Source organism: Chelativorans salis (assembly GCF_025336525.1).
Taxonomy (GTDB): Bacteria; Pseudomonadota; Alphaproteobacteria; order Rhizobiales; family Rhizobiaceae; genus Chelativorans; species Chelativorans salis.
The window spans coordinates 1-24625 of the sequence record NZ_JAOCZP010000002.1 but is presented as its reverse complement, the minus strand read 5'-3'; the positions used below and the strand labels follow the sequence as shown (position 1 = coordinate 24625).

The following is a 24625-nucleotide window of genomic DNA, read 5'->3' as shown; positions in this document are numbered from 1 at the left end:
GCTGCGCGGAAATCGCTCGCTCAGGCGGGCTTTTCGACGATGCCCATGACGTCGGTCTCCTTCATGATCAGGAGATCCTCATCGTCGATCTTGATTTCGGTGCCGGACCATTTGCCGAAGAGAACGGCGTCGCCTGCCTTCAAATCGAGCGGAACCAGCTTGCCGCTTTCATCGCGAAGACCCGGACCGACGGAGACCACGTCGCCTTCCTGCGGCTTTTCCTTCGCATTGTCGGGAATGATGATCCCACCCTTGGATTTATCATTGCTTTCGCCGCGTCGAATGACGACGCGGTCGTGGAGGGGCCGGAATTTCATGGAGGGGTCTTTCTGCGGCCGGGTGTAGGGGGCCACACCCCTCATATAGGCTCATTGGCAGTCGATTAACAGGAGTGCCAGGAACAATCTTCTCGTCAGAAAGACATTCCGAGCGTGCCAGCAAGCCCTTCGATCGATAATCTCTCAGCAGAACGTCAGCAATTCGGGCGGCCGATTCATATGAAAGAAGAGAGCTCTCTTGCCACACGGACATAAGCTGGACAACGCCATGACACTGATTGCGACGATATCCGCTCGCGGGCAGGAGATTCGGCGGGTCAACCGCGCTGGCAGCGCTTGATCTCCGGTTTTGGGAGGGGAAACGGCCTGGGAAGTCGGTACTGGGGATATCGTCGTGAATTCACGCTCGGGCAAACAAACTCTGCTCGGGCTCGAATCCAGCCATCTGAAGGTGCGCTATGACGAGCGGCCGCGAATGACCGATAATGGTGCAACATCGACCTACAGCTTCGGCTTCGGCGATGTCTGCTTTGGGCGGTGGCAAAGAGCCCTCTACGGCCAACATGCGGCGCATTGCCGACCGGCGGCCTTGGGGCCGAATGCTGTCTGTCCGAAATTGGCTCAAAGGGTACGACAAGCGGTCATTTTGCTCACAACCCATATCAACCCCTATTCCCTAGAGAAGCCATTGATTAGGCGACGCGCCGGCAAGATTCTGGAATAAGATGAGGTAAGATCGACCCGAACCGGCCGCCGCACGCAGCCGGACCGCCTTATCCGGCGCTGTTCGGGCTCGAGAACGGTTCATGATTCTCCGATACGGCCTGTTCGGCTATCATCGGTGCAGATATTGGGAACCATCTGGGGAATGTCAGTTTATATGCTGCGAAGCTTATTTCACAATCATCGTGCCTGAGACTGGCAAAGGTTGGATAACAGGGGCCTCACCGGATTTTGCCTATGTCTGATATCGTGATCGTCAATCGCGACAATGTCGACGTCATTTCGCGCGGGCTGCCGCTGCCGCTGCGGCTGGCGTTGCGTTTCATTGCCCGGTTCGAGTACGGCCGCCTGGAGATTGGTCTTCCCGACGGCCGGCGCTGCGCCGTTTTCGGCCGGCAGGAGGGGCCTTTGGCGGCCATCGAGATCCGTGATCCGCACTGTGCCTGGCGGATGCTGGCCGGCGGCGACCTGGGTGCCGCGGAGGGCTATTTGCGCGGTGAATGGGACACCCCGGACCTGTCCCGGTTGTTGTATCTGTTTGCCCGCAACAACGAACCCGCCAACGAGCTTTTGAGCAGCAACCGCCTCGTGCGCATGTGGCAGCGCTTCGGTCATTGGCGGCGGCGCAATACGCTGCGCCAGGCACGGCGCAACATCCACGCCCATTACGACCTCGGCAATCGCTTCTACGCCGCCTGGCTCGATCCCTCGATGACCTATTCCTCGGCGATCTATGGTCCCGAGGCCGACGATCTGAAGGCCGCCCAGGAGCGGAAGTACCGCACCCTTGCCGAAGGCATCGGCCTGGCGCCAGACCAGCGTGTGCTGGAAGTCGGCTGTGGCTGGGGAGGCTTTGCCGAATTCATCGCCCGAAGCTATGGTGTGCACGTCACGGCCTTGACCATCAGCCGTGAGCAGCACGACTATGCCAGCCGCCGGATCTTCGAGGCCGGACTTTCGGAACGCGTCGAGATCAAGTTCCAGGACTATCGCGAGGCGGCGGGGATGTATGACCGCATCGCCTCCATCGAGATGATCGAGGCTGTCGGCGAAGCCCACTGGCCGCGCTATTTCGCCCAGCTCCGCGACCGCCTCGGCCCCGATGGGCGGGTTGGCATCCAGGCCATCACCATCCAGGATCGGCTGTTCGCGGAGTACCGGCGCAGCGTCGACTTCATTCGCGGCTATGTCTTCCCCGGCGGCATGCTGCCGGCGCCGCAGATGCTGGTCGACCTGGGCCGCCGGCACGGCCTCGCGCTGGCCGGCGAGAGAATCTTCGGCCAGGATTATGTCCGCACGCTCGGCGACTGGCGCACCCGTTTCCGCTCCGCCTGGCCGTCAATTGAACAGATGGGCTTCGACGAGCGCTTCCGGCGGCTCTGGGAATACTATCTCGCCTATTGCGAGGCCGGCTTCCGGTCCGGCACGATCGACGTTCGCCAGATGGTGTTCGCCCGCCAGAACTGAAAGGCGGATTGTATTCCATCCTGCGAGGACGACCATGCTGAGCCGTCTCTACACTCTCTGGGCAACCCTGCGGACCGGCCTCTGGTTTGTGCCGACTCTCATGGCGGTCGGCGCGGTCGGGCTGGCTACTATCGCCCTCAACCTCGATGCCGGCCTGCCGGAGGAGAGGGCCCAGCAGTTTTGGCTCCACAGCGGCGGCCCGGAGGACGCCCGCAATCTGCTATCGACCGTCTTTTCCTCAATGGTCACGATGGCGACGCTGGTCATATCGATCACCATGGTTGTGCTGACGCTGGCCGCCAGCCAGCTCGGACCACGGCTGGTCCGAAACTTCATGGGCGATCTGCGCACACAGCTCGTGTTCGGCATGTTCCTGATGACTATCATTTATTGCCTGCTCGTGCTTCGCACCCTCAACAGCGAGCTCGACATTTCCGGGGTGCCTCACATTGCGGTCACGCTCGGGACCGCGCTCGCCCTCATCAACCTGTTCGCGCTGCTGTTTTTTATCCACAATTTGGCTCGGTCGATCGTTTCCGATACAGTGGTCCGGCGTGTCGACAGGGATCTCCGCAATACGATCTCACGGCTACTGCCGGCGGAGGACGACGGCCAACCGCCGGTCGAACAGCCGACGGCCGATGACGTGCTGCCGGCCGACTTCGATGAACGTGCGGCCTCTTTGTGGCTGTCCGGCGAAGGCTATGTGCAGGCGGTCGAGTATGAGCGGCTCGTGGAAATCGCCTGCCGGCACAAGGCGGTGGTCCGCCTAGACTTCCGTGCCGGTCATTTCGTCATTCGCGGATCGCACAAGGCCGATATCTATCCAGGTCGCCTGCTCGGGCCGGATTTAGCGACCGAGATCGAAGGCGCGATCCTGGTCGGCGAAGACCGCACGGCGGTCCAGGATCTGGAGTTCTCGATCCGCCACTTGGTCGAAATCGCCGTGCGCGCGCTTTCGTCGGGAATCAACGATCCCTTCACCGTCATTGCCGTTATCGATCGCTTGGGCGCTGCGCTCGGCGACCTGATGCGGCGGGAACTCCAGCCTGAGGTGTTTTGCGATGAGGCCGGCGTGGTGCGCGTGGTCGGCCGAGCGTCGAGCTTCCATGGTCTTGTGGACGTCGCTTTCCGCCAGATCCGGCAAGCCGGAGCCACCCACCCCGCGGTCATCATCCAGATGCTCAGCATCATTGCGCGGCTCGCGGTCAAGGTCCGCCTGTCCAGCCAACGCGACGCTCTGCTCGATCACGCCGCGATCATCGCCGAAGCCGGTCGCCGCGGGGCATCGGAAGCCTCCGACATCGCCGACATCGAGCACAGCTATCAGGCAGTTCAAATGGCGTTAAGTAAAAGCCATGCCTCGGGGAAGACCACCTTTCAGGGGGCAGACCAACAGCCCGGCGACGACTTTCGCGAGGGTGACCAGCCCCGGATGGTCAGTCCACGGCGACTGCTAGACTAGGCAAATTCAACACGCAGCAATTGTTGATTTGACTGAAACGAAGGGGCCGTCGCCTGCTTGGGAGCGGCTGGTATGGTCGCCCGCTGGTACTGAGCAACGTCCTTCGACGAAGGAAGGAACGTTAGCGGGCCGACTTCGTTGAGTTATATCAAGCCGTTGAATCGTGAGGACGTCGTCGTGAACAGCATGGACGCCACCCATCACATTCCAACCGACGTGCGGGCCGCAATCCGGGCATTCCTGAACGCATGCCAAGAAGAGGGGACGCCTTTTGCGACCGTGGAAGCCCTTGGCGCGGTGCGTCGCGTCTTTCCCGATCTGGATATCTCTGATGCCGATCTCATGGATGCAATCACCAGCGAGGCGTCCGCGGCAGGCTTCGATGTAGACGCAGGCAACGCCTCAAACACGCAGAAGCGGAAATCGCTCGAACGATGGGACAATGAAGGCGGGGCTATTCGCTGAACCCGAGCGAGGATCAGGCTGGTAAGCTCCATCGCGACTCCGCCACCGGCAAGCCGCTTTTGCCTCAGTCTTCCTAGCTCCTATATGTCGCAACGGCAGGAAGATAAGGGCAACATCATCCGCACAGCTGGGCATCTCCGGACCGCATGTCAACTGTACGGCGCAGCAACGATCGTGCGACAGGTGCGTTCTCCATCACGTCGGCGGCCATTTCTGCCCTGTACCGGAGGCTTCGCATGAGAGTTCCATCCAGGACGATCGAGCAGCCGACAACCTTTCGACGGTATAGATGAAGTTGAAAGTCCACCACAGGACAACCTATCGCTACGCACGTCCTGTCGCGCTGCAGCCGCATCGAATGATGCTATGCTCGCGCGGCAGCCATGACGTTGTCGTGGTGGCGAATTCGCTTGTCTGTTCGCCTGATGCGCAACTCGACTGGACGCAGGACGTCTTCGGTAACTTGATCGCCATGGGCATCTTCTCGGAGCCAACCGCCGAATTGGTCGTCACAAGCGAACTCACGGTCGAGCAGTCGGCGATGGCGTGGCCGGTCTTCCGGATCGCGCCCGAGGCGCATTCCTTTCCGTTCGAATATTCCCACGACGATCTGGCCGATCTCGGCGCGTTTCGCATTCCCGAGCATGGCGATCCGGAGGGACGGCTGGAGGCATGGGCGCGCGCCTTCGTCCGTGGCGCGCCAACCGACACGCTCTCGCTTTTGAAAGACCTCAACGCCGGTATCCTCGACTCCGTTGCGTATCGCGTCCGTGACGAGGAAGGGACGCAGACACCGCTGGAGACGCTGGCACTGGGGAGCGGCTCGTGCCGCGATATCTCCGCGCTGTTCATCGAGGCGGTCCGCCATCTCGGCTTCGGCGCCCGCGCGGTCTCGGGCTATCTGTTCGATGCGCAAGCGCCTGCCGACGATCCCGGGTCGACCCATGCCTGGGCAGAGATCTATCTTCCCGGCGCGGGATGGATCGCCTTCGACCCGACGCACCGCCGGCTCGGCGGAGCCAGTCTCATTCCGGTCGCCGTCGCCCGCAGCAATCGCCAGATCATGCCGATCGTCGGCAGCTATGTCGGCACGCCGGAAGATTTCCTCGCCATGGATGTCGCTGTGAGCGTCACGCCGGAAGCATAACCATTGCACCGCGACCCAGTGACAGATGCGGGGTTGAGAAACCCAACTTGGCGAGCGCTTAAAAGCCCCAGGAACAGGAGCGCGCTTTCCACGACGTCGCCACCATCGTCCTTCCGGCTGATGGGAGGGTCGCTCCGGTCCGCCCGTCGATGAAATGCGGGAACATGCCGTCATATCGCGCGAGGCCGCTTACCGGATGCACGCCTTCCCGGAAGAAGCGAAACGTCTGCCTCTGGACCAGATCGAGAAGCTCGTCATCGGCTTCGGGAGAAGGTCAGCCAAGGGCATCTGTTCGCAGGTTCATGGAAAGACCAGTAGGCCGGATCTTGGCGACTGGCCAGGCAGGGCGGACTCGGGCACGGGAAGCCTGCGCGCTGGGAGTCGCGAGCATCAAGCGAGTAAAGAAGCCCGCCGCATTCCGGCGGCGGGCTTTGCATAGCAGTCTTCGTCCGGTTCAGGACGGGATGCACTGCCGGCGCCGGAATTCGTTGTCGCGCCCTGCGCACCGCCTGCGGCCATGCTGGAAGGGAAGACCGGCATGATCGGCCGGAACAGAATCCGGTCAATACCAGCGACGGGAATTGCCGGAGAGCGCATGGCCGACGAAGAGGCCGATCAGGAAGCCGACAACGCCAACCGTGGACAGCACGGTCGCCGCCGTGCCCGGGTTCTCCTTGATTGCTTCCGAGACTTCATGAGCCTGCTGGCGAGCCTGCTTGCCCGCCCCGCGAGCGCGGCGGGTTACCCTGTCGTAGGCACCCTCGGTCTCCTCGCGGAGGTCATCGTAAAGCTCATCGCCACGCGCCGACAGCGACTTCCCGATCTTCGTCACTTCCTTCTTCAGATCCGCGACCTGCTTCTCGAGGTCCTTGCGGACGTCTTCCACGTTGGGGCTATCTGCCATAGGGTGTCTCCCTGATAATGCGAGCGCGTTCAGCGTCCAGCTCGCCGAGTTCCACATTCAGTTTTCCTGAACGGAGATACCGGTTTCGTCGATGCGGAGTTCGACGCCCGATGGTTTGGACTCTTCTCGAAAAATATAGATCGCGAGGCCGACGGCGACGATCGCAAGCGCTCCGATAATCAGGTAAAGCTGATTCTGCTTCATGTAACGCCATCGCTGGAGAGAAAGTTCCGAATAACCGCCGTCGCGCTTCGCCGACGGCAACGACGGCGGTAGCCATCATCCGAGAACTTTTGATACGGGCGTACACCGCCTCCAGATCGTCCTGTTGGAACAACCCGGCGATACGGAACGTTGATCAAAGTTGGAGTGCCATCGCGATTATAAGCTGCCCTGGTCAAGAGTGGCGCAGACGGTGGAGAGCACTCCCAGGAGTCTGACATGGATCTCACCACACTTCTCATTATTGTTCTTATCGTTTTGCTTCTGGGCGGAGGCGGATGGTACGGTCGTGGACGCTGGTACTAGGCCGCGTGGGGCAGCCGGAAACTCATCATTCCGTGGGTGATCGACACCGACGTGCCGCCCGACCCCTTCGAGATCTTCACGCGACCTTCAAGCTGTTTGGCGAGCGCCTCGACAATGCCTGTCCCCAGTCCGGGACTTGCCTCGTCCATGTGATCCTCTGATTTCCCGATCCCATCGTCGGAAACCGTAAGCCGCCAGCCCGATTCGGCGACCTCATGAGTGACGACGATCAGGCCCGCCGCCGCATCTGCCACAAACGCATGTTTGAGGGCGTTGATCACCAACTCCGTCACAATGAGACCGATGCTGACTGCCGCCGCGGACGGTACTTTGGCCTCGTCCGCCTGGGCCCTGATCGAAAGCGGGCGGCTGACGCCGATCAACGAGGCAGCCAGCGTCTCGCAAAGCCGCGACAAATAAGGGGCGAGTTCGATCTGTTCTCCATGCCGCGCGATGCCGAGTTGCTGTTGCACGGCCGCAACCGACATGATCCGCTGATGGGTATCCTTGAGATGCGACCGCGCCTCCTCCGACTGCACCGCACGCGCCTTCATGAGAAGGATGCTCGCGATGATCTGAAGGCTGTTGGCGATACGGTGCCGCATCTCCTCAAGAAGGGTCTCCTTCTGATGCAGCAGTTCCGCTATCTGCCGTTCGTCGGCGCGGCGCTCGCTGATGTCCTCGATCGTCAGAAGCACCAGCGCGCGGTCGTTGCACTCGTGGAACAGCTCGCGCGCATTCAGCTGCATCGTGCGCCGCCCGTTCCCAGGAACGTCTGCCTCGACCTCGCAAACGTCCATCGGCAGGACATTCGCCAGCAGGAATCTCAGTTCGGGGATGTTCCACCGGCCACCGCCCAACGCGTAGAAAGGACGACCCTGAACCTCGCGCCGGTCGACTTTGAACATGCGGCGGAAGGAGCGATTGGCGGTGATGACGCGCAGTTCTTCGTCAAGAACCAGCAGGGGTTCGCGGATCGTTTCCACGATTGCCTCAGCCAGGGCGCGCGCTTCATCCAACTTCGGGAAATACCGATTGGCGGGCGCCACCAATTTGTGTGCCCGAAATGGAGGCACAGGCTGGAATTGCGTTTTCATGTCAGTTCTCCTGCAACAGGCGCTCAAATTCGTACCCCATCGGGCGCGCAGGGGATGAATATCCGGGCGGCCTCGGCCGCAAACGGACATTCCGAAGGAGGAACTCTCCATAGCTGCAATATTACGCTCATGCCGGGGTGATGGCTGTGCAGAATTGACCACATCGCGAGGATATGGGGTTCAGGGTTCGATGTGCGGCTGATCGTGCAGGACGGCGTTGAGCAGCGAGCTGTGGACTTCGATCCCACCATTGTAGGAGATAAAGCCCAGCTTACGGAACTTGTTCATGAAGAAGCTCACGCGCGCCCGCGTCGTTCCGATCATCTGCGCAAGCGTCTCCTGGCTGATCTTCGCGATCATGGGCTCCGGCTGTTCGTCCTTGCCGAAATTCGCCAGCAGCAGGAGCAGCCGGGCAAGGCGCTTCTCGCTCGAATTGAACAACTGATCGACGAGGTCCGCTTCGACGCGAACGGCCCGGCTCAGAAGATGGGCGATGAACAGTTCGGAAAATGCCGGCTCCTCGTGGATCACGCGGAGGATTGCCGTCTTGTCCAGTCGCGAGATGACGGCATCGGAGATGGCCTCGACCGTCGAAAAGCGTTTTACCTGTCCAGCCAGGCATCCCTCGCCGAAGAATTCGTTCCTCCCCAACATGGCGACGACGGCTTCCTTGCCTTGCTCTGAAACGACCGTGACCTTTACCTTGCCTTTCTGGAGATAGAAGACCGCATCTGCCGGGTCGCCCTGCGAGAAGACGATCTGGCCTTTGTCGTAGTTGCCGATGCTCCTGCCCTTGCCGACACGGGCGAGAAAGGTTTTGGGATCGAATGTCGGCTGGCGTTTCGTGGTCATGGCGCCCCTTCCTGTACCAGGTCTCTCGACAGCCCTAACATAGAGGTGGACCTGGCCGGTAGCATAGCATAATGGACTGTGCAGACGGACCCGGAGAATGCGGACAACAACGGGGCGTGCGCCGCATTCCCTAACCCGCACCTGGTTCGCAAGAATGTTCAAAATTGCTCAGACGCTGCCCGCGATCGTGTCTAGTATTCGAAATTCCGGGCAGCCGCGATTTCGCCTGTTCGTTACCATCGACCTTCCGGCGTTCACCGCCAGCATTCAGGTGACGTTGGAGGATGTTCCAGTCGAGCCCCGCTTCGACGGAACGGTTGCAACATCACACTCCACGGCCTCGGCATACGGTCCCGTTTTGGCCCGAACCATGATCTGCGTGCCGAGCCTGATCGAGAGGTTGCGCATGCCTGAACGACATTCGAACGCCAACATCACCCCCGATTCTCGCGCATTGATACGAGATCTTGCCCCATACCGGGAGCCGAGCAGCGCGCGCAGCGTGTTCGAGCTGGTAATCACGGCCGTGCCGTTCGTGCTGCTGTGGGTTTTGATCTGGGCTGCATTGGACGCTGGTTACTGGATCGGTTTGGCTTTCGCCGTTCCGGCGGCAGGTTTTCTCGTTCGTCTCTTCCTGATCCAGCATGATTGCGGCCACGGTTCATTCTTCCGTCATCGTTTCACGAATGATTGGGTCGGGCGCGCTATCGGCGTTGTGACGCTGACGCCTTACGACTATTGGCGGCGAGCCCACGCACTCCACCATGCGAGCTCGGGCAATCTCGACCGTCGCGGCATCGGCGATATCGACACGCTTACCGTTGATGAGTTTCGGGCGCGGACGCCATGGCGCCAGCTCCTTTACCGCCTGTACCGGCACCCGACCGTAATGTTTGGCCTGGGGCCGGCCTATCTGTTCATCCTGCGCCACCGGTTGCCGATGGGGCTGATGCGCAACGGTTGGGGCCCCTGGGCAAGTGCGATGGCGACGAACGCGGCAATCGCGATCCTGGTCGCCGCGATCATCTGGCTGGTCGGCGTAGGTCCGTTCCTGCTCGTGCAGATGCCGATCACGCTTCTCGCTGCTTCGATCGGTGTCTGGCTGTTTTATGTCCAGCATCAGTTCGAGGATACGTTCTGGGAGCACGAAGAGGGCTGGAGCTTCCACGAGGCGGCGTTGCACGGCAGTTCGCACTATGATCCGCCGGACGTTCTGCGCTGGTTCACCGCCAATATCGGGGTGCATCACGTGCATCATCTGTCGAGCCGGATTCCGTACTATCGCCTGCCGGAGGCGCTGCGGGACCGTCCCGAGCTTCGGAGTGTCGGCCGCCTCACCCTGCTTCAAAGCCTCAAGGCCGTGCGGCTCGTACTTTGGGACGAGGAGAACCGCCGCCTGATCTCCTTCGCGGAGGCGCGCAAATTTGCTTAGCCGAGTCCCGGCACTCGCTGCAATCGAAAGCGCATATGGACGAATATCGGCGTGATTTCTGTAGGTCAAAGTCGTTTATCGTAAGACCGGCACCCCCCGGGCAAGTGAGGCGCTCGGCTTTGCATTCAGCGACGGGCAAGAAAGCGCAGAAATCCGCGACAGCAATGGTCAATCCTACGCCCGATCGAAGCAATGCTGCACCCGCGTGCCGGGATTTTGCTGGTATTACCGTTTATCATGTAGATAACAACACTTCTCACGCAGACACCGCCGAACATGGACGGTGGCGTCTGCCCCTCTGGTCCCACAAGCGGGGAACTCAACCCGGCTGTGGTGCGCTCTCTCTAGTTCCATCCGTCGCAGATGAAATGACCGGATCAAGTTGCAACCGAGACAATACCTGCGCGGGCGCGTGAGCCGGCTTGGCCCTGATCGGCAGGTAAAAAAACAGTCATCCCCACGAAGGTCACCCGCGTTAATATTGGTTGCGAGGTGATTTGAACCTGCAAGCTAAGCCACTGAATTTCGATGATGCGAATGACGGGTGAAATGGCCTATCTTGGATAACCGCTTGCCAATTTGGATTAAGCATGATGGGCCAACATAGTCCAAGTTTGCTCTAGATTGCTCATTCCAAGGCGCGCGCCCAGTCCTCTCCGGTGCCAGTGTCGCCGAGCTGTTGTGAAGACATGAAAAGACTATAGGCTCGACATGACGAGTATTCCAAGAGAGGGAGCAGGCGTCAAAGTAGCGCCAGTTGCCGGTCATTGAACCGGCGCGGAATGAACGGCTCAAGCCGACCCTACTGAGACATTCCACTTGTCGACCGGAGACGTCAGCAATACAAGGCATTTTAGTCGTTTGCCGTGGGCGCGAGATCAGAGCGTTCCCGAACCCACGCTGCCAACGATTAGGCGAAGTGCTGCATTCGGCAGATTGTCGGCGTTGCGGCAGGATGGGTGGCCTTCAGCCGCCCACACCCGGCGTTCGCTTCAAACTATAGCGCCTTGCTCGGGCCTCCAATGTTTCACGAGGATGACGAAAGCGATGTAATGGGTGACAAGTAATGCGGGCACCCAGAACGCCGGAATCCAATAGGCTGCGCCCATGAAGGGCTCCGCATTGTAAGCAGTGGCGAGTGTGATCGCGACGGCTAGATCGGCAGCTCCCCACAAACTGAAAATCCAGACCATGCCGCGTTGCCCCGGCAAGCGCTTGAGGATCAGGAGCAACGAGATTGCGGCCAGAACGGCAGCGATGAAATCGCCAAGAGCTGCCGGGTAGGTGAACTGTTGAGACAGACCCGGATAGGTGGCGCCGGGCGAAAGAAACATAAGGCCGAGGTGCCGAGACATGTGTAAAAGGAGTATCGGAACGACGATCGCCTTTGCTGTGATAGGAGATAATCTCGGCATCAGGTAGATCCGGGCGATCAGCCAAAAAAGAAAAGTGCTGAGCACCAGATTGACCGTCAGTATGCTGACCATAACTGCACCTTCGATTTGTTGACGCCCGCGTTGTGGAATACACCTTGAGCGAGAGGCCGCCGTAAGATTGGTGGAGACGCTTTTTGCATGCGTCCACTGTTCCAACTCTCCAGAATGCCAATGCGCGGCGTAGAACCGCGCGCGTCTTGCCAACTGATGGCAGCCAAAGGCCTTCCGGCGGTAGCACTCATTTCCATCCAGCACTGTCCGCGGCGGCATCTCCAAGCCCCCTCGAAAGGACGCATCACTCGAAAAACGCACTCTTCGGCGTTTCACCTTTCAGGAAGGGCTCGATGACGCCGTGCAGGAGATCCACTTGTGATATTACTGCTGTGTGCGAAGTCGCTGGAAGAACGGCAAGGCGCGAGGCCGGCAGCGGCTGCCCCATGTCACCCATGACGCCGCCGCCAAGGTGACGGAATAGCGAGACCGAGTGCTCCAGCGTGGCGATGTCGGCATCGCCGGTGATGATAAGCACCGGAGTTTCGAGCGCCTTGACGTCCTCTTCCCAGGCCATCGGCTCATGCTCGAGCGCGATCAACTTCTCGACCAATGCGGGGAAGCCATCGGGATTGGGGGCGAGCTTCCTGTAGTCGTCGGCAAACGGCATGGCTGTGAACATCTCTACCGTCATCTGCTGCTTGAGATCTTGGAACACAGGCTGCCAAGCCTCGGAGTCGTAAGCAATGGAAGCGGCGGCAAGCTTGTTCACCTTCTCGGGGTGCCGGATAGCAAGTTGCAGTCCGGCAACACCACCCATCGAATAGCCGAACACGTCGGCCTTCTCGAGGCCTACGGCGTCCATGAACGCGGCCACGTCATCTGCTAGGTTCTGGTAGGTAATGGGGCGATTGATGTCGGTCGTGCGACCATGACCCTGGAATTCCAAGGCATAAACCTTGTGCATCTCGGCAAGCTTCGGGATGATCTCTCCCATGGAAAGAATGTTCGTGTGGGCGGCGTGCAGCACGATGAGCGGATCGCCCTTGCCGGAGACTTCGTAGTACATCTGCATGCCGTTGACCTCGACGCGAGCACCCGTTGGCTCGGATTGGGCGAAGGCGTGGGTGCCGATAAGCAAGGCCGTAGCCATGACGATAGCGCGGAACATCGGTTTTCTCCTCTCATGTTCATAGGGATTGGGGATGCGCTGGCCAGCGCCATGCGGCTCAAATGGACCAGTCCTCGCGCAGCTCCGGGTAGAGCGTGAGACCGCCGTCGACGTAGAGCGTTGCCCCGGTAATGTAGCGGGCGTCGTCGGATGCGAGAAACGCGAAGGCGCCAGCAATCTCCTCGGGGACGGCGGGCCGCATCAGGGGAATATGCTTGGAGATATTGGCAGTCTTGACGGGATCACCCGCCCAGGCCGCGTTGAGCGGTGTGACGACGGCTCCCGGCGCGACCGCGTTCACCCGGATGTTGCGGCCTGCATATTCCAGAGCAAGCGTGCGGGTAAGCCCCCGGAGGCCAGCCTTGCTGATGCCATAGGCGATGTATCCTGGCTTTGGCATCTCTTCGTGATTGCTCGAGGTGTTGATGATCAATCCTCCGTCTGGCTGCGCGAGGAAGATTTTGAGCGCGGCACGACTGCACAGGAAGACGCCTCGGAGGTTGACGCCGAGCACCGCGTCCAGCGCCGCCGACGGAAATTCGTGGGAAGCGCAGGCATGATTGATGGCGGCGTTATTGATGAGCACGTCGAGGCCACTGAAGTGGTGTGCGACGCGGGCGATGGTATCCTCGATTGCTGCCTCATCCGACATGTCGGCGTGCAGCCATATGAGCCGCTCAGCGCTAGAGGCGTGCTTCGTTGTGAGTTCGCGAGCGACGGCCTCCAGTTCGGCGGACGGCATGCGATCGACCAGTGCCACTGAACTGCCTTCGGAAAGGAAGCGGTCTGCGACCGCCAATCCTATACCCTGGCCAGCTCCGGTCACGAGAATGCGCTTCGACTTGAGGCCCAACATTCGTGAACTCCTTTCGTTGGGACGCAGGCGGCTCGACGCGGGGCTGACATCCGGACCATCTCCGCCGAACTCAGATCAAAATACTGGAGGCAGCGGATGGCCGTGCGGTGTCGTCGACTCGCGGGCCGCCTGTAGGAGGGATCCCGCGTGGAGGATTCCGGAACGGAGTGGCTTGAGGCCGCTCGAAGGTCGCATTTTCGAATCGCGATGGGGAGCCGACGCGAACCCACCTATACGAGGCGGCCAAACTCAACCTGAGGTGACAGATTGGAAGCATCGATCGAGCATGCCATCACCGCCACCTGTATCGCCATGCGAAACGATGATCCTCAAGGTCTGCACATGTTGTGGCAGATCGATTAGGAACTCGGGATCGCGCTCTAAGTGGCGGATACCGGTCGGGTCGTCGCCAGCGAAACGGGACATCGCCTCAATGCTTTCCCAATATGAGATCACAACAAACTCAGTTTCCTCTCCTTTATCCTCCCGGAGAACCTGCACGCCGATCGCATTGTCTATGAGAGGCTTGATACCAGCTTCGTAGCTGTACGCTTCATATTCGTCGGCCCTCTCCCGCCTCGTCCGGCCTCGCCAGATGCGGGCGATCCTCGGCCTTTTCAACTCATCGTTCATTGTCATCCTCCTCGAAGTGGAGCGAATACTCCTGCAGGACCAAGAACCGAACGCTGCCCGATTTCTATCCGGCACCGGATCGGTGAGGTAACTTGCCATAGCTGTTCCGGTAATCTTTCCCCGGCTTGGGGTGGGTGAACCTGATTGCCGACCACGTATCGTCGATCCCTACCGTGGTGCTCTCAACCAGGCCGTTTTCGTAGCCGATGCGGATCACGTCACGTAGCGTCAGGTCTGCGCCCATGGCCCGGCCCTTCGGCCACGACACCCAAAGCATGCCGCCTTTATCCAAGTGACGGGCCAACTCGAGGAAACGGCGTTCCATATCGGCCTGCTTCGTCACGAACATGTGGATGTAGCCGAACGTGCCATGCCGCGACTTTTTCAGATCGATTTGCGGAAGCTGCATTGCATCAACCGCTTCTTGCGGCGCATCGACAAGCAGGCTCCTAGTTCCTGCCCTGATGCCCATCTTGTTGGCAACTGATCTGGTCAATCCAACTCACTCCCGTTCGCGATCTCCCAGGATCTCAAGATAATGGGGGCTGTAGATCAGACCCAGAAAAATAATCGCCGCCATGTTTGTTGTATTGAACAAAAGCGACAACAGCTTAGGGAGCACTCCGCCAGATCCGGCCCGGCATTTGCCCCATGAAGCGTTTCAGGGATCGCGTGAGGTGTGCCTGGTCGGCGTAGCCGGCCTCGATGACGACGTCCGAAATGGCTACCCCCGCATCCAGCAACGCCGTGGCTTTGTACGCCCGATCGATTTGCCTGATCGTGCCAAGTGTCAGACCCGTTGCCCTTCGAACCCGGCGTTCCTTCGAGCGCTGGGACAGGTCCGTCGCCCTGTCCTCCACGATCTCCTCGACGATGGGATCGAAGGCAAGCAAACCCTCCCGCGCGAGCCTTCCCAGAAAAATCTCGACGTTTTCGTAGCCGGGGATCTCCCAGGCCAAGCCGCCGAGGCGGAAGGTGTCTCCAGCAGATGAAGGCAACGTCAAGTCGCGATCGACGAGTCTCGAAACAAGCAGACCGGGCATGAACGCAGCCAACTTGAACTGGACCCCGAAGAACTCCGCGTCCGCGGGGATCGGCATTTCCGTCGCCCTTGTCTCCGGACCTCGCATCGTGACATGCGTGTTCCCCGCCTGCCGCCAGATCACGATCTCCCAGTGACTTGCAGCCACCGAGATGAACGCCGGGGAGGGGACGCTGCGTGCACGCCAGATCTTGTCGACGAAAGGTGAATCGGCGGCCCGCTCTTCAATATCGAACAGCTTTTCTGCTCGTTGCATCTCAGCAGACCCGTAAATCCTGGTCATTGATCGCATCCTATTGGTACCGACAGGATGATCGACCGAGCGACACGACACGGCAATCGCCTTCAAAAGATCGCCAAAGCCGACGGCCGGAATGTCCGGAGCGAGCCGCGGAACGGACAGATAGCGTCCGGCCGGTGACGTTGGCGAAGACTTACCGCAGCTCCGGGCCTGCTTTGATCATTGACTTGCATCGAAGCAACCGCCCGCCGTTCGATGCGCCCTTCCTGCGAAATCGGCAATCCGAACCGGCGGAGCTGACGCGATGGCCATGCGGTGTCAGGCATCCAATCTCGGCTCTTAGGCGCGCAGGAGATATTCCGCATGGACGATTCCAGAGCCGAGTTGCTTGAGGCCACCCAAATCGAAGGTCGCAGCGTAGTTCGCCGGGAAGAGGCGGGTGCCCCGTCCGAGAACGGTCGGGTAGATCAGCATATGCACCTTGTCGACGAGGCCGTGCGGCAGCAGCGAGTGAACGAGTCCGGCGCTGCCATAGACGACGATGTCGCCGCCGCCCTCGGCCTTGAGTTCACGTACGGCTGCGGCCACATCACCGGAGAGAATAGAGGTATTCGTCCAGGTCGCTTCCTTGAGCGTGTTCGAAGCGACGTATTTGCGCATCGCGTTCAGCTTTCGCGCGAAACCCGCCGGATCGTCGATGGTCGGCCAAACCGGGGCGAAACCCTCGTATGTGGTCCGGCCGAGCAACACGATGTCGGCCGCCCAGAGCTCCTCATGCATGATGTCGTCACCCTCGGGGCCACGGCTGAAGGGACCAACCCAGTTACCCAGGCCGGAATTCTCCATTCCGACTGGGTCCTGAACGACGCCGTCGAGAGAGCTGTAGACGCTCACAACCAGTTTGCGTGACATTCGTTCTCCTCCTATCGAGCGCCGGATCTCAGGTCTCTTGCTCGGCGAGACAGGCGCCAACCGCGCTCATCCCTTCCCGGCCTCCGGGTAACCCGGTCCCGCGCAAAGGCAATGGCTGGTCTGACGGCTCGACGGCAAAAACGTCGATGAGAATGGAATGGAACACTTTGAGCATTCGACCTCCCGGCAACCCTCCGCCGCTCGCGAAAGTTATGGGCACCATAGGACTGGTTGAAGAGCCAATTCTTAAATACTATGATAGACCAATTTTTCGAACGCAACGGATTTAACGGTGTTCCACGTCAGTCTTGTCGGCCGGAAGGATCTCAGTGGAGAAATCTACCGCCAGATCCGGAAGGCGATTCTCGACGGGCGGCTTCGGCCCGAAGATCGCCTGCCTCCTAGCCGTGAACTTGCCCGGACGCTGGCCGTGTCGCGGGCCACTGTGACCGTGGCCTACGAGCGGCTCGCTGGAGAGGGCTTCGTCGTTTCCCTGCAAGGAGCAGGGACATTCGTCAGCGAGTGGGCTGCACGACAGGGGCGCGAGGCGGCACACCAACGCTCCGATGGCGCGATTCAACCCCGCCCGGTCTGGCAGTCCATCCCACTTCCCACCGCATTCGAGAGGCCGGCCCAGTTCGATTTTCGTACGGGACTTCCCGACGCTACGCTCTTCCCCCACAGGACGTGGCGGCGGCTGGTCGCTCGGGTGCTGCGTTCGAACGAACTGGCATCAAAAATCACATACGAGCACCCCGCCGGGCATGGCGATCTCAGGGCGGCGATCGCGCGCCACATCGGCAATTCCCGCGGCGTCGAGGCGTCGATGGATGACATCATCGTCACAAACGGCACGCAGCAGGCGCTCGACATCCTAGCACGTGTCCTGCTGGAACCGGGTGACCGGATTGCGGTCGAAGATCCATGCTACGAACCACCGAGACGATCATTCGAATCGCTGGGTATCCGAGTGGTCGGTGTGCCGGTGGATCGCGACGGGCTGGTCGTCGATGCCCTGCCGCGTGGCGTTCGGGTGGTCTATGTGACCCCCTCCCACCAGTACCCGCTTGCGGTGACGATGACGCTGGCACGCCGGCAGGCGCTGCTCGCTTGGGCCGATCGGAACGGCGCCGCCGTCATCGAAGACGACTACGACGGCGAATTCCGCTTCGAGGGGCGTCCTCTTGAGCCATTGCAGACGCTCGACACCACCGGTCGGGTTATCTATGTCGGCTCCTTTTCAAAGACGATGCTGCCGACGCTCCGGTTGGGCTTTCTGGTGACACCGCCTTCGCTTCGGATGGCGGTGCAGAAGGCGAAGTACGTCAGCGATTGGCATACCTCGACACTTGAACAAGCGGCTCTCGCGCGTTTCATCGATGACGGGGGCTTTGCACGTCATGTCCGCAGGGTGGGCGGAATCTACCGCGAGCGGCGCGAGATGATCGCCGATGCGATCAGACGGGATTTCGCCGACCACCTCGAACTCATTCCATCGACCTTGGGTCTACACCTCACGGCTATAGCCCGAAATGCAACGGTTGAGCAGATTACCGGTGTATGGGAACGCGCCGCCGATGCTGGCGTCACCGTCCATCGATTAGCGGCTTTCGCTGTGGGTGAAACGGCGCGGCCAGGGATCGTGCTCGGATACGGCGCCATCCCCGCTTCAGATATCGGCGAAGGGTTGCGGCGGCTGCGGGCCTGTTTCAATCATTGAACAGGGCCGAAGTCAGGACGGGACGGCGTTACTAACACCGTCTGGCGTTCACCACCTCCGGCGACAACACCGACGGGCTAGTGCGGCGGCCGCGAATCCTGCCATAGGCGCTTCAAATGGTGGCTACGTCGATGACGAGCTGGCCGCGACCCGCGCGATAAGCGCCAACAGGAACGCCGCGGCCGCGGCAATGCCCGAGATCGCGCGCACGTGATTCCAGAGCAACCAGCGATCCAGAAACGTCCGCCAGACGTCGGCCGCTGCTGCGCTCGCCGGATTCATCCCGACCAGCGCATCATTGAGCGGCACGTGAATGCCGACGGTGACGCCGATTACCCCGACCACGATCAGCACGCTACCAATGAGGATTGCTCACGAGCCCGGCCGGCCGATCTCTCTCAACGCGACGATAGCGAGGATCAGAGACAGAATCGGCATTCCCAAAAAATACGGGGAAGAAAAGGGCGTTCTTCAACACGACATCAATCATCGCCTGCATGGTGGTGATCCCCATCGCGTCCGGAACCCGTTCCAGACCGCTCGCTACGTCGGGAAGGCGTTGATGTATCCGCCGAGTAAGCCCGAGCCGAGGGTCGCGACCAGAATTGCTGCGGACATGACTTTGCCCATACCCTTCTCCGTTCCAAGACCGGCGGCGGTGCTCCGCGCATAGTCGGAAAGATCGCGCGGTGGTTACCGAACGCGTCGGCCACGCCGTCTGCCAGGGTGTTCGTTGCGCCCGTCGAGAATTGCCCTCCGGCCGATAAGGCTGACGTGGAACACCGTCAAATCCGTCGCGCTTGGGAAATTGGTCTATCACAGTATTTGAGCATTGGCTCTTCAACCAGTCCTATGGCGCCCATACTTTCGCGAGCGGCGGAAGGTTGCCGGAAGGTCGAATGCTCAGAACAGTTCCATTCCATGCGAGCGCACGACCCACGTCGTTGCGATGCAGCTCCAATATCCGCGGTCCGGCGAGACGGATGATGGGTTCGGATCACGAAATCACACGGCAAAAAATGTCGGTCGGTTGTCGGGAGACGCGCCGCTCGTTCGTCCTCGAGATGCTGAGCCAATGAATACCGGTGAAAGAGCCATGAGAAAGGGGCATCGCAAATATCTCATTCGTCGGTGTGATTCAGTCGCCCGGCGACGCAGACGGGTCGACGCTCGAGCACGCAATGGTCGGCATTGGCAAGCCGATCTGATGATCGATTCACCGGTCGCTTCCTGGCCGGCGAGGCGCGCAGCACTGATTTGACTAAGGTCCCGCAAGCGCCGGCACGAACAAATACAAGAACCGAGGAGATGAGACATGACCAAACTCGTGACCTGCCTGTGGTTCGACCACGGCGAAGCAAGCAAGGCGGCCGCATTCTACGCCGCCACCTTTCCCGATAGCCATATGGACCGGGTGAATGCGGCCGCATCCGACTATCCCGGCGGTCGGGAAGGCAACGAGCTGACGGTCGAGTTCACCGTGCTCGGCCAGCCGTTCCTGGGCCTGAACGGCGGCCCGAATTTCAAGGCGAACGAATCCGTCAGCTTCATGGTGCTGACCGAAGATCAGGAAGAGACCGACCGCTACTGGAACGCGATCGTCGAAAACGGCGGCGCGGAGAGCGCCTGCGGCTGGTGTCGGGACCGCTGGGGTTTCTCGTGGCAGATCACGCCGAAGCGGCTGATGGAGCTGACGACCAGTCCCGACCGCACCAAGGCAAAGCGCGCGATGGAGGCGATGATGACGATGAAGAAAATCGACATCGCGGCGCTGGAAGCCGCAGCAGCAGGCTAAACGCCCAAGGCAACGATGTCGTGGTTAGATCAATGAATGGAGATGGTCATGTCCAACACCGTTAAGTTGCACCGAGTTTTCGCCGCCAAGCCCGAAAAGGTCTACCGCGCATTCCTGGAACCTGACGCGGTTGCGAGCTGGCTCCCGCCCTTCGGCTTCACCTGTACGGTCCATGAACTTGAGGCGAAGGAGGGCGGCAAGCACAGAATGTCCTTCCGGAACTTCACGACCGGGCAAAGCCATTCCTTCGGCGGCACTTATCTGAAACTCGTGCCCGGCGAGATGCTCGTCTACAGCGATGTGTTCGATGATCCTAACCTTCCAGGCGAGATGAAAGTGACCGTCACGCTGAGGACCGTTTCAGTCGGAACGGAGATGACTGTGGTTCAGGAGAACGTGCCCGATCTGATCCCCGTCGAAGCATGTTATCTCGGTTGGCAGGAGTCGCTGCGCAAGCTTGCTAAACTCGTCGAGCCCGAAATCACCCAATGAACTGACGGCGAAATCTCATCCAATCATTCCACGTCATCGGCGTCTTTGCCGTCGAGCCGTCAGAGCGGCAATCCCGTTGCTGTGGGCCACATCACGGACCACCTGCCGCTCTAACTGACGAAGCGCATCACGGCGGTAGCTGATCGATATGACTGATATGGCGATTAAATCTGGCGGATGCACGAGAGGGATGGTGCACTGAGCTGTATTCCGCCTGAGGGCGGTGGCGTTGGAAATTTGAGGTCTCTGAACCATAGGGTTGCGAAACAAGCCATATGTGCTGCGCTCTGTTCGAAAGTCGATGGAGGATATTGGTTGTCGTGGAAACTCGATGAGAACGTGCAAACGTCTGCTGGCATGGTGGCAGCGGGTCGAGTCGGTAACGGGCATGCACTCGTGCTGGCTCACGGCTGGCCGTGGTCTTCGTTCTCATGGCACCGTGTCATTCCCGACCTTGCGAGCCGGTATCGGGTCCATTGGTACGATATGCCCGGATACGGGCAATCCGACAAAGGCGCCGAGCAGCGCACGTCGCTCGACGTGCAGGGAAAGGTTTTCGCGGAGATGCTTGCGCATTGGGACCTCGAGCGGCCGTTGGTCGTTGCCCATGACATGGGTGGAGCGACGACGCTGCGGGCGCATTTGTTGCATCGCTGCGACTTCGACCGCTATGTCCTGATAAACGTCGTCGCAATGCGGCCCTGGGGATCGGAGTTCTTCGATCACGTCGGTCGCCATGTGGATGCCTTTCTGGGCCTGCCGCCGCATATCCACAGAGCGGTCGTGGAGGCATATATCCAGGGGGCGATCGTAAACGACATCGACCCCGCGGAATTCGAAAGGCTCGTCGAGCCGTGGCTTTCCGAGGAGGGACAAGCAAGTTTCTATCGGCAATTCGCGCAAGCCGACGAGAAGTACACCGCCGAAGTCGAGCCGATGTTCGGGAAGATCCGGTGCCCGGTAGAGATCATCTGGGGCGAGAATGATCCATGGATTCCGCTGGAGCGAGGCAAGGCGCTCCACGCGCTGATCCCACAGGCATCCTTCGAAACGCTGCCCGGCGTCGGTCACCTGCCTCAGCTCGAAGCACCGCGTCTCGTTCTGGAGCGGCTGAAGGCATTTCTATCACGCGGTTCCGATGACTGACGAACGAGGAGAGCGCCTAGCGGGCGCCGTCTCAACATGGGGATGAAGTGGAACGGCTGAGCCGGCGTACGGCGCCGGGCGGCGATCCGACAGGAGACAAAGGCATGATCTTCCGGAAATGGTCGGCGCACATCCGCACCGCTCAGGCGTAAATGCCATCGGCCCCGGGTATGTGGCGACGCCGCGCATGAAGGAAATGGGCGAGGAAGCGCTGGCCGGACTGGCAGAGCAACATCCGCTGGGACGGCTGGCGGAACCTGCGGAAGTGGCCGATCTGACGGCATTCCTGCTCTCAGACAGGGCGCAGTTCTGCACGGGTGCTTTCTATCCGTTGGACGGAGGTTACACCGCTCAGTGATCTGATCTCGATGCAGCCTGCGAACTTGGAGGGGTAAACCTGAGTGCATCGCAACAGGTGACGCCGGTTGCGGGAGAGTTTTTTGGCTTTCGACGCCAGAAGGGTTTTCGGCTTTCGCGCATGGCGTCGGTTGGCCTGATACCTATGTCGAGCAGCTTGTCCGGTTCCAGTTCTCGCTATTGGGCGCGCTGCCGGCGTTGTTCCGGCCACACGCACAGGCCCAGATGCACAAACCGGGCAATGCGCGCCCACATGGTCAACCCGCGGGGGCAGGCTTACGGGCGGGGACGGTCATTGCAGCCACGCCAGCAATGACGCACACCAGCCCGATCAACCCTGTCGAGGACAGGCTTTCCCCGAGGAAGAAGATACCGATCGCTACTCCGATAGGCATACGCAGATAGGCTTGTGCTGTCGTGCCGACCGAGCCGAGTGTCTGGACAAGTTGGAAATAGATCACGAAGGCGAGCGCGGTGGAGAAGACCGAAAGCGTCAGCAAGGCCATGATCGATTCCGAAGACGGAGCCAAGGTCCAAGGACGTTCAGTGATCAGGCCGGCGGGAATGAGGACGGCCGCCCCGCAGATCATTGACCCAGCCGCCGGCATGATGGGATTGAGCCCCTTGAAGTTCTTGCCGAAGATCGCGGCGCCGGCATAGCAGATCGTGGCTCCGACGATGGCAAGCTGCGCCCACAGCTCTCGCCCCAGGCCGCTAAGAGCCTGAACGCCGACGATCAGGCAAATGCCGACAATGCCAACCCCTACCCCGAACAGCTTACCGCCCGTCACGGCTTCGTGGCGTGTTACAAGCACCGTCAGCAGGAAGGCGAATATAGGCGACGTGGAGTTTAGTATTGTCGCCAACGCGGCGTCGGTGGTCTGTTGCGCCCATGCAATAAACGTGAAGGGGATGACACTGTTGAGGCACGCCTGAAACAGAAACCGCCGCCAGGTGGCTGCGTCCTTCGGCAAGCTCAGGCCCCGCCAGCGAATGACAGCGACCAGGATCAGTCCGGCGATGAAGGTTCGGGCCGCGATCAGCGAAACGGGCGGGATGGTTTCGACCCCGATCTTGATGAAGCTGTAGGAGGCACCCCACAGCGTAGAAAGCGCCAGTAGCAGCGCTAGTTCTTTCGTCAGATTCAGCTTGTCCGTTGCCATGTCCTGCCCACGTTCAAAATCGAACCGCTGAATTCGTCTACCGCCGGCGTGGCGGCAGATGTTTCGGCATTGGCCGAAGTATGAGATGCTGACGGCCTTGCGAACACGGGATAGCTTTGCCCCATGTCGGAAGCGGTGCAGGCCATGCAGTCACTGATGGCGGTCGCGGCGGCCGGACCGAAGCGGCATCATCCGATGACGGCGCAACCTCCCACCGGACATCTGTCGCGGCCGTCCCGCCGGGGCACCAGTCCGCGACAGGTGCTCACGGCACAGGGGGCTTTGGGTTGCTCCCGACGGGAAGGCCCGGGCGCGCCAGTCTACAACTCACACCGGCGCGTCGACATGAAAAGGTACAGGGGGCACGCAACCGTCGATATCAGCAGGGCCTTTTCCAGGCGGCGGCATGATGGGCCAATGTAGTCCAGGTTTGCGCTCGAAGGTTCGTTCGGGAGCCCGTCTTGTCTCATTTCGGTTCCCTGCCTTGCCGACCCAGCGAACGCCATAAAAAAGAATACGCGCGTGCTATCCGCAATACCACGTGGGCATTCTGATCTCAAAGACCAAGGGCCAAGTTGCGCCAGGAACCGGCGGGAGTGATAGAACGACCGCAACCGTAGCCGTTAGCCGACCGTCCGCTCTCGGGCCGAAGATAGCAGAAAGCGGCCGTTCAGCTGACGACCCTCTGCGGTCGTCCACGTCAAACACGAATGGCTCAATTGAGCCTATTCCGTTGAAAAACTCGAAGTTTCCTCTGCTCTGAAGATGTGTCGGAGATCGGATGCCCGAACTCCTTTTCATGCTGCCCGGATGATCTGTGGGGCCGGGATGAGCGTTGCGAGTTTCCGCAGGTTCTGAGCGGTTGCGGCGAGGTGGAATTCATCGCGGGCACCGGTTGGTCCGCGCAGTCGGAGCCGGTCGAGTTTCAGAATTCGTTTGAGGTGGGCAAACAGCATCTCCACCTTTTTGCGCAGCTTGCAGGAGATTGCGTATTGTGGGGTCTGTGCGATGGCGCGCGCCACGTCGCGCGAAGGTTCGTACATCGACCTTGCAACCTTGCGCTGCGGGTCTTTCGGGCAGCACTTATGCTTCAGTGCGCAGGCATCGCAATCGGCCTTGCGGGCGCGGTAGCGCAATGTGCCGTCCTTGTTTGCACCCGATCGTGGTTTCGTAAACGCACGCCGGTATTGTTTGAGTTCTTTGCCTCCGGGGCAATATAAGCGTCGTTCTCAGTGTCATAGGTGAAGTCGGCCCGCTCAAAGATCCCATCCTTGCGTCCGGAATGGTCGATGACCGGGATGTGCGGGGCGAT

The 24625-nt window shown here is 60.4% G+C and carries 25 protein-coding genes and 2 pseudogenes; 11 read left to right on the top strand and 16 right to left on the bottom strand.

Annotated elements, in window-relative coordinates:
- Window positions 1-20: 20 nt before the first annotated feature.
- Complete coding sequence (locus N5A92_RS05930) at window positions 21-317, bottom strand: co-chaperone GroES (RefSeq protein ID WP_260901051.1); 297 nt, start codon at window positions 315-317, stop codon at window positions 21-23.
- 355 nt (window positions 318-672) lie between these two features.
- Between N5A92_RS05930 and N5A92_RS05925 the strand changes: the two genes are divergently transcribed.
- From N5A92_RS05925 to N5A92_RS05905, 5 genes and pseudogenes are all read left to right on the top strand, one after another.
- A complete protein-coding gene (locus tag N5A92_RS05925; protein ID WP_260901050.1) occupies window positions 673-1002 on the top strand; it encodes a hypothetical protein in 330 nt (109 codons plus the stop codon).
- A 236-nt stretch (window positions 1003-1238) separates the two neighbouring features.
- Window positions 1239-2468, top strand: coding sequence for an SAM-dependent methyltransferase (locus tag N5A92_RS05920; protein ID WP_260901049.1), 1230 nt, complete (start codon window positions 1239-1241; stop codon window positions 2466-2468).
- 34 nt (window positions 2469-2502) lie between these two features.
- Window positions 2503-3933, top strand: a complete 1431-nt coding sequence (locus N5A92_RS05915; protein WP_260901048.1) for a DUF2254 domain-containing protein — start codon at window positions 2503-2505, stop codon at window positions 3931-3933.
- Between the two features lie 186 nt (window positions 3934-4119).
- Window positions 4120-4392 (top strand): annotated as a pseudogene (locus N5A92_RS05910) (hypothetical protein); the annotation flags it as partial.
- Between the two features lie 295 nt (window positions 4393-4687).
- On the top strand, window positions 4688-5545 hold the full coding sequence (locus N5A92_RS05905; RefSeq protein ID WP_260901047.1) for a transglutaminase family protein: 858 nt from the start codon (window positions 4688-4690) through the stop codon (window positions 5543-5545).
- 562 nt (window positions 5546-6107) lie between these two features.
- On the opposite strand, the gene N5A92_RS05900 is transcribed toward N5A92_RS05905, so the two are convergent.
- The 4 genes from N5A92_RS05900 to N5A92_RS05885 form a co-directional block, all read right to left on the bottom strand.
- Window positions 6108-6449 carry an ElaB/YgaM/YqjD family protein gene (locus tag N5A92_RS05900; protein WP_260901046.1) on the bottom strand — a complete coding sequence of 114 codons (342 nt, stop codon included), beginning with the start codon at window positions 6447-6449 and terminating at the stop codon, window positions 6108-6110.
- Between the two features lie 57 nt (window positions 6450-6506).
- Window positions 6507-6653, bottom strand: a complete 147-nt coding sequence (locus N5A92_RS05895; RefSeq protein ID WP_260901045.1) for a hypothetical protein — start codon at window positions 6651-6653, stop codon at window positions 6507-6509.
- A 320-nt stretch (window positions 6654-6973) separates the two neighbouring features.
- Entirely contained in the window at window positions 6974-8074 is a 1101-nt protein-coding gene (locus N5A92_RS05890) for a sensor histidine kinase (protein ID WP_260901043.1), read from the bottom strand.
- 180 nt (window positions 8075-8254) lie between these two features.
- Window positions 8255-8926 carry a Crp/Fnr family transcriptional regulator gene (locus N5A92_RS05885; RefSeq protein ID WP_260901042.1) on the bottom strand — a complete coding sequence of 224 codons (672 nt, stop codon included), beginning with the start codon at window positions 8924-8926 and terminating at the stop codon, window positions 8255-8257.
- A 406-nt stretch (window positions 8927-9332) separates the two neighbouring features.
- On the opposite strand from N5A92_RS05885, the gene N5A92_RS05880 reads away from it, so the two are divergent.
- A complete protein-coding gene (locus tag N5A92_RS05880; RefSeq protein WP_260902275.1) occupies window positions 9333-10358 on the top strand; it encodes a fatty acid desaturase in 1026 nt (341 codons plus the stop codon).
- Between the two features lie 992 nt (window positions 10359-11350).
- Here N5A92_RS05880 and N5A92_RS05875 read toward each other — a convergent pair.
- The 8 genes from N5A92_RS05875 to N5A92_RS05840 form a co-directional block, all read right to left on the bottom strand.
- Window positions 11351-12064, bottom strand: coding sequence for a hypothetical protein (locus tag N5A92_RS05875; protein WP_260901040.1), 714 nt, complete (start codon window positions 12062-12064; stop codon window positions 11351-11353).
- Between the two features lie 25 nt (window positions 12065-12089).
- On the bottom strand, window positions 12090-12956 hold the full coding sequence (locus N5A92_RS05870; protein WP_260901039.1) for an alpha/beta fold hydrolase: 867 nt from the start codon (window positions 12954-12956) through the stop codon (window positions 12090-12092).
- Window positions 12957-13014: 58 nt separating this feature from the next.
- A complete protein-coding gene (locus N5A92_RS05865) occupies window positions 13015-13812 on the bottom strand; it encodes an SDR family NAD(P)-dependent oxidoreductase (RefSeq protein ID WP_260901038.1) in 798 nt (265 codons plus the stop codon).
- A 249-nt stretch (window positions 13813-14061) separates the two neighbouring features.
- On the bottom strand, window positions 14062-14445 hold the full coding sequence (locus N5A92_RS05860) for an antibiotic biosynthesis monooxygenase family protein (protein WP_260901037.1): 384 nt from the start codon (window positions 14443-14445) through the stop codon (window positions 14062-14064).
- A 64-nt stretch (window positions 14446-14509) separates the two neighbouring features.
- Window positions 14510-14941: a hypothetical protein gene (locus N5A92_RS05855; protein WP_260901036.1), complete on the bottom strand. Its 432-nt coding sequence runs from the start codon at window positions 14939-14941 to the stop codon at window positions 14510-14512.
- A gap of 115 nt (window positions 14942-15056) precedes the next feature.
- Window positions 15057-15770, bottom strand: a complete 714-nt coding sequence (locus tag N5A92_RS05850) for an AraC family transcriptional regulator (RefSeq protein WP_260901035.1) — start codon at window positions 15768-15770, stop codon at window positions 15057-15059.
- A gap of 297 nt (window positions 15771-16067) precedes the next feature.
- Complete coding sequence (locus tag N5A92_RS05845; protein ID WP_260901034.1) at window positions 16068-16640, bottom strand: dihydrofolate reductase family protein; 573 nt, start codon at window positions 16638-16640, stop codon at window positions 16068-16070.
- A gap of 28 nt (window positions 16641-16668) precedes the next feature.
- Complete coding sequence (locus N5A92_RS05840) at window positions 16669-16815, bottom strand: hypothetical protein (protein ID WP_260901033.1); 147 nt, start codon at window positions 16813-16815, stop codon at window positions 16669-16671.
- Between the two features lie 117 nt (window positions 16816-16932).
- On the opposite strand from N5A92_RS05840, the gene pdxR reads away from it, so the two are divergent.
- Window positions 16933-18360 (top strand): MocR-like pyridoxine biosynthesis transcription factor PdxR, encoded by a 1428-nt coding sequence (gene pdxR, locus N5A92_RS05835; RefSeq protein WP_260901032.1) that lies wholly within the window; start codon window positions 16933-16935, stop codon window positions 18358-18360.
- Window positions 18361-18483: 123 nt separating this feature from the next.
- Here pdxR and N5A92_RS05830 read toward each other — a convergent pair whose 3' ends face one another.
- Window positions 18484-18714, bottom strand: coding sequence for an anthrone oxygenase family protein (locus N5A92_RS05830; RefSeq protein WP_260901030.1), 231 nt, complete (start codon window positions 18712-18714; stop codon window positions 18484-18486).
- Window positions 18715-19675: 961 nt separating this feature from the next.
- Here N5A92_RS05830 and N5A92_RS05825 point away from each other — a divergent pair.
- From N5A92_RS05825 to N5A92_RS05810, 4 genes are all read left to right on the top strand, one after another.
- On the top strand, window positions 19676-20155 hold the full coding sequence (locus tag N5A92_RS05825; protein ID WP_260901029.1) for a VOC family protein: 480 nt from the start codon (window positions 19676-19678) through the stop codon (window positions 20153-20155).
- 48 nt (window positions 20156-20203) lie between these two features.
- Entirely contained in the window at window positions 20204-20647 is a 444-nt protein-coding gene (locus N5A92_RS05820; RefSeq protein ID WP_260901028.1) for an SRPBCC family protein, read from the top strand.
- Window positions 20648-20962: 315 nt separating this feature from the next.
- Window positions 20963-21793: an alpha/beta fold hydrolase gene (locus N5A92_RS05815; protein WP_260901027.1), complete on the top strand. Its 831-nt coding sequence runs from the start codon at window positions 20963-20965 to the stop codon at window positions 21791-21793.
- Window positions 21794-21911: 118 nt separating this feature from the next.
- A complete protein-coding gene (locus tag N5A92_RS05810; RefSeq protein WP_260901026.1) occupies window positions 21912-22151 on the top strand; it encodes an SDR family oxidoreductase in 240 nt (79 codons plus the stop codon).
- A 256-nt stretch (window positions 22152-22407) separates the two neighbouring features.
- On the opposite strand, the gene N5A92_RS05805 is transcribed toward N5A92_RS05810, so the two are convergent.
- Together N5A92_RS05805 and N5A92_RS05800 are read right to left on the bottom strand one after the other, a co-directional pair.
- Window positions 22408-23313: a DMT family transporter gene (locus N5A92_RS05805; RefSeq protein ID WP_260901024.1), complete on the bottom strand. Its 906-nt coding sequence runs from the start codon at window positions 23311-23313 to the stop codon at window positions 22408-22410.
- A gap of 797 nt (window positions 23314-24110) precedes the next feature.
- Window positions 24111-24625 (bottom strand): annotated as a pseudogene (locus N5A92_RS05800) (transposase); the annotation flags it as partial.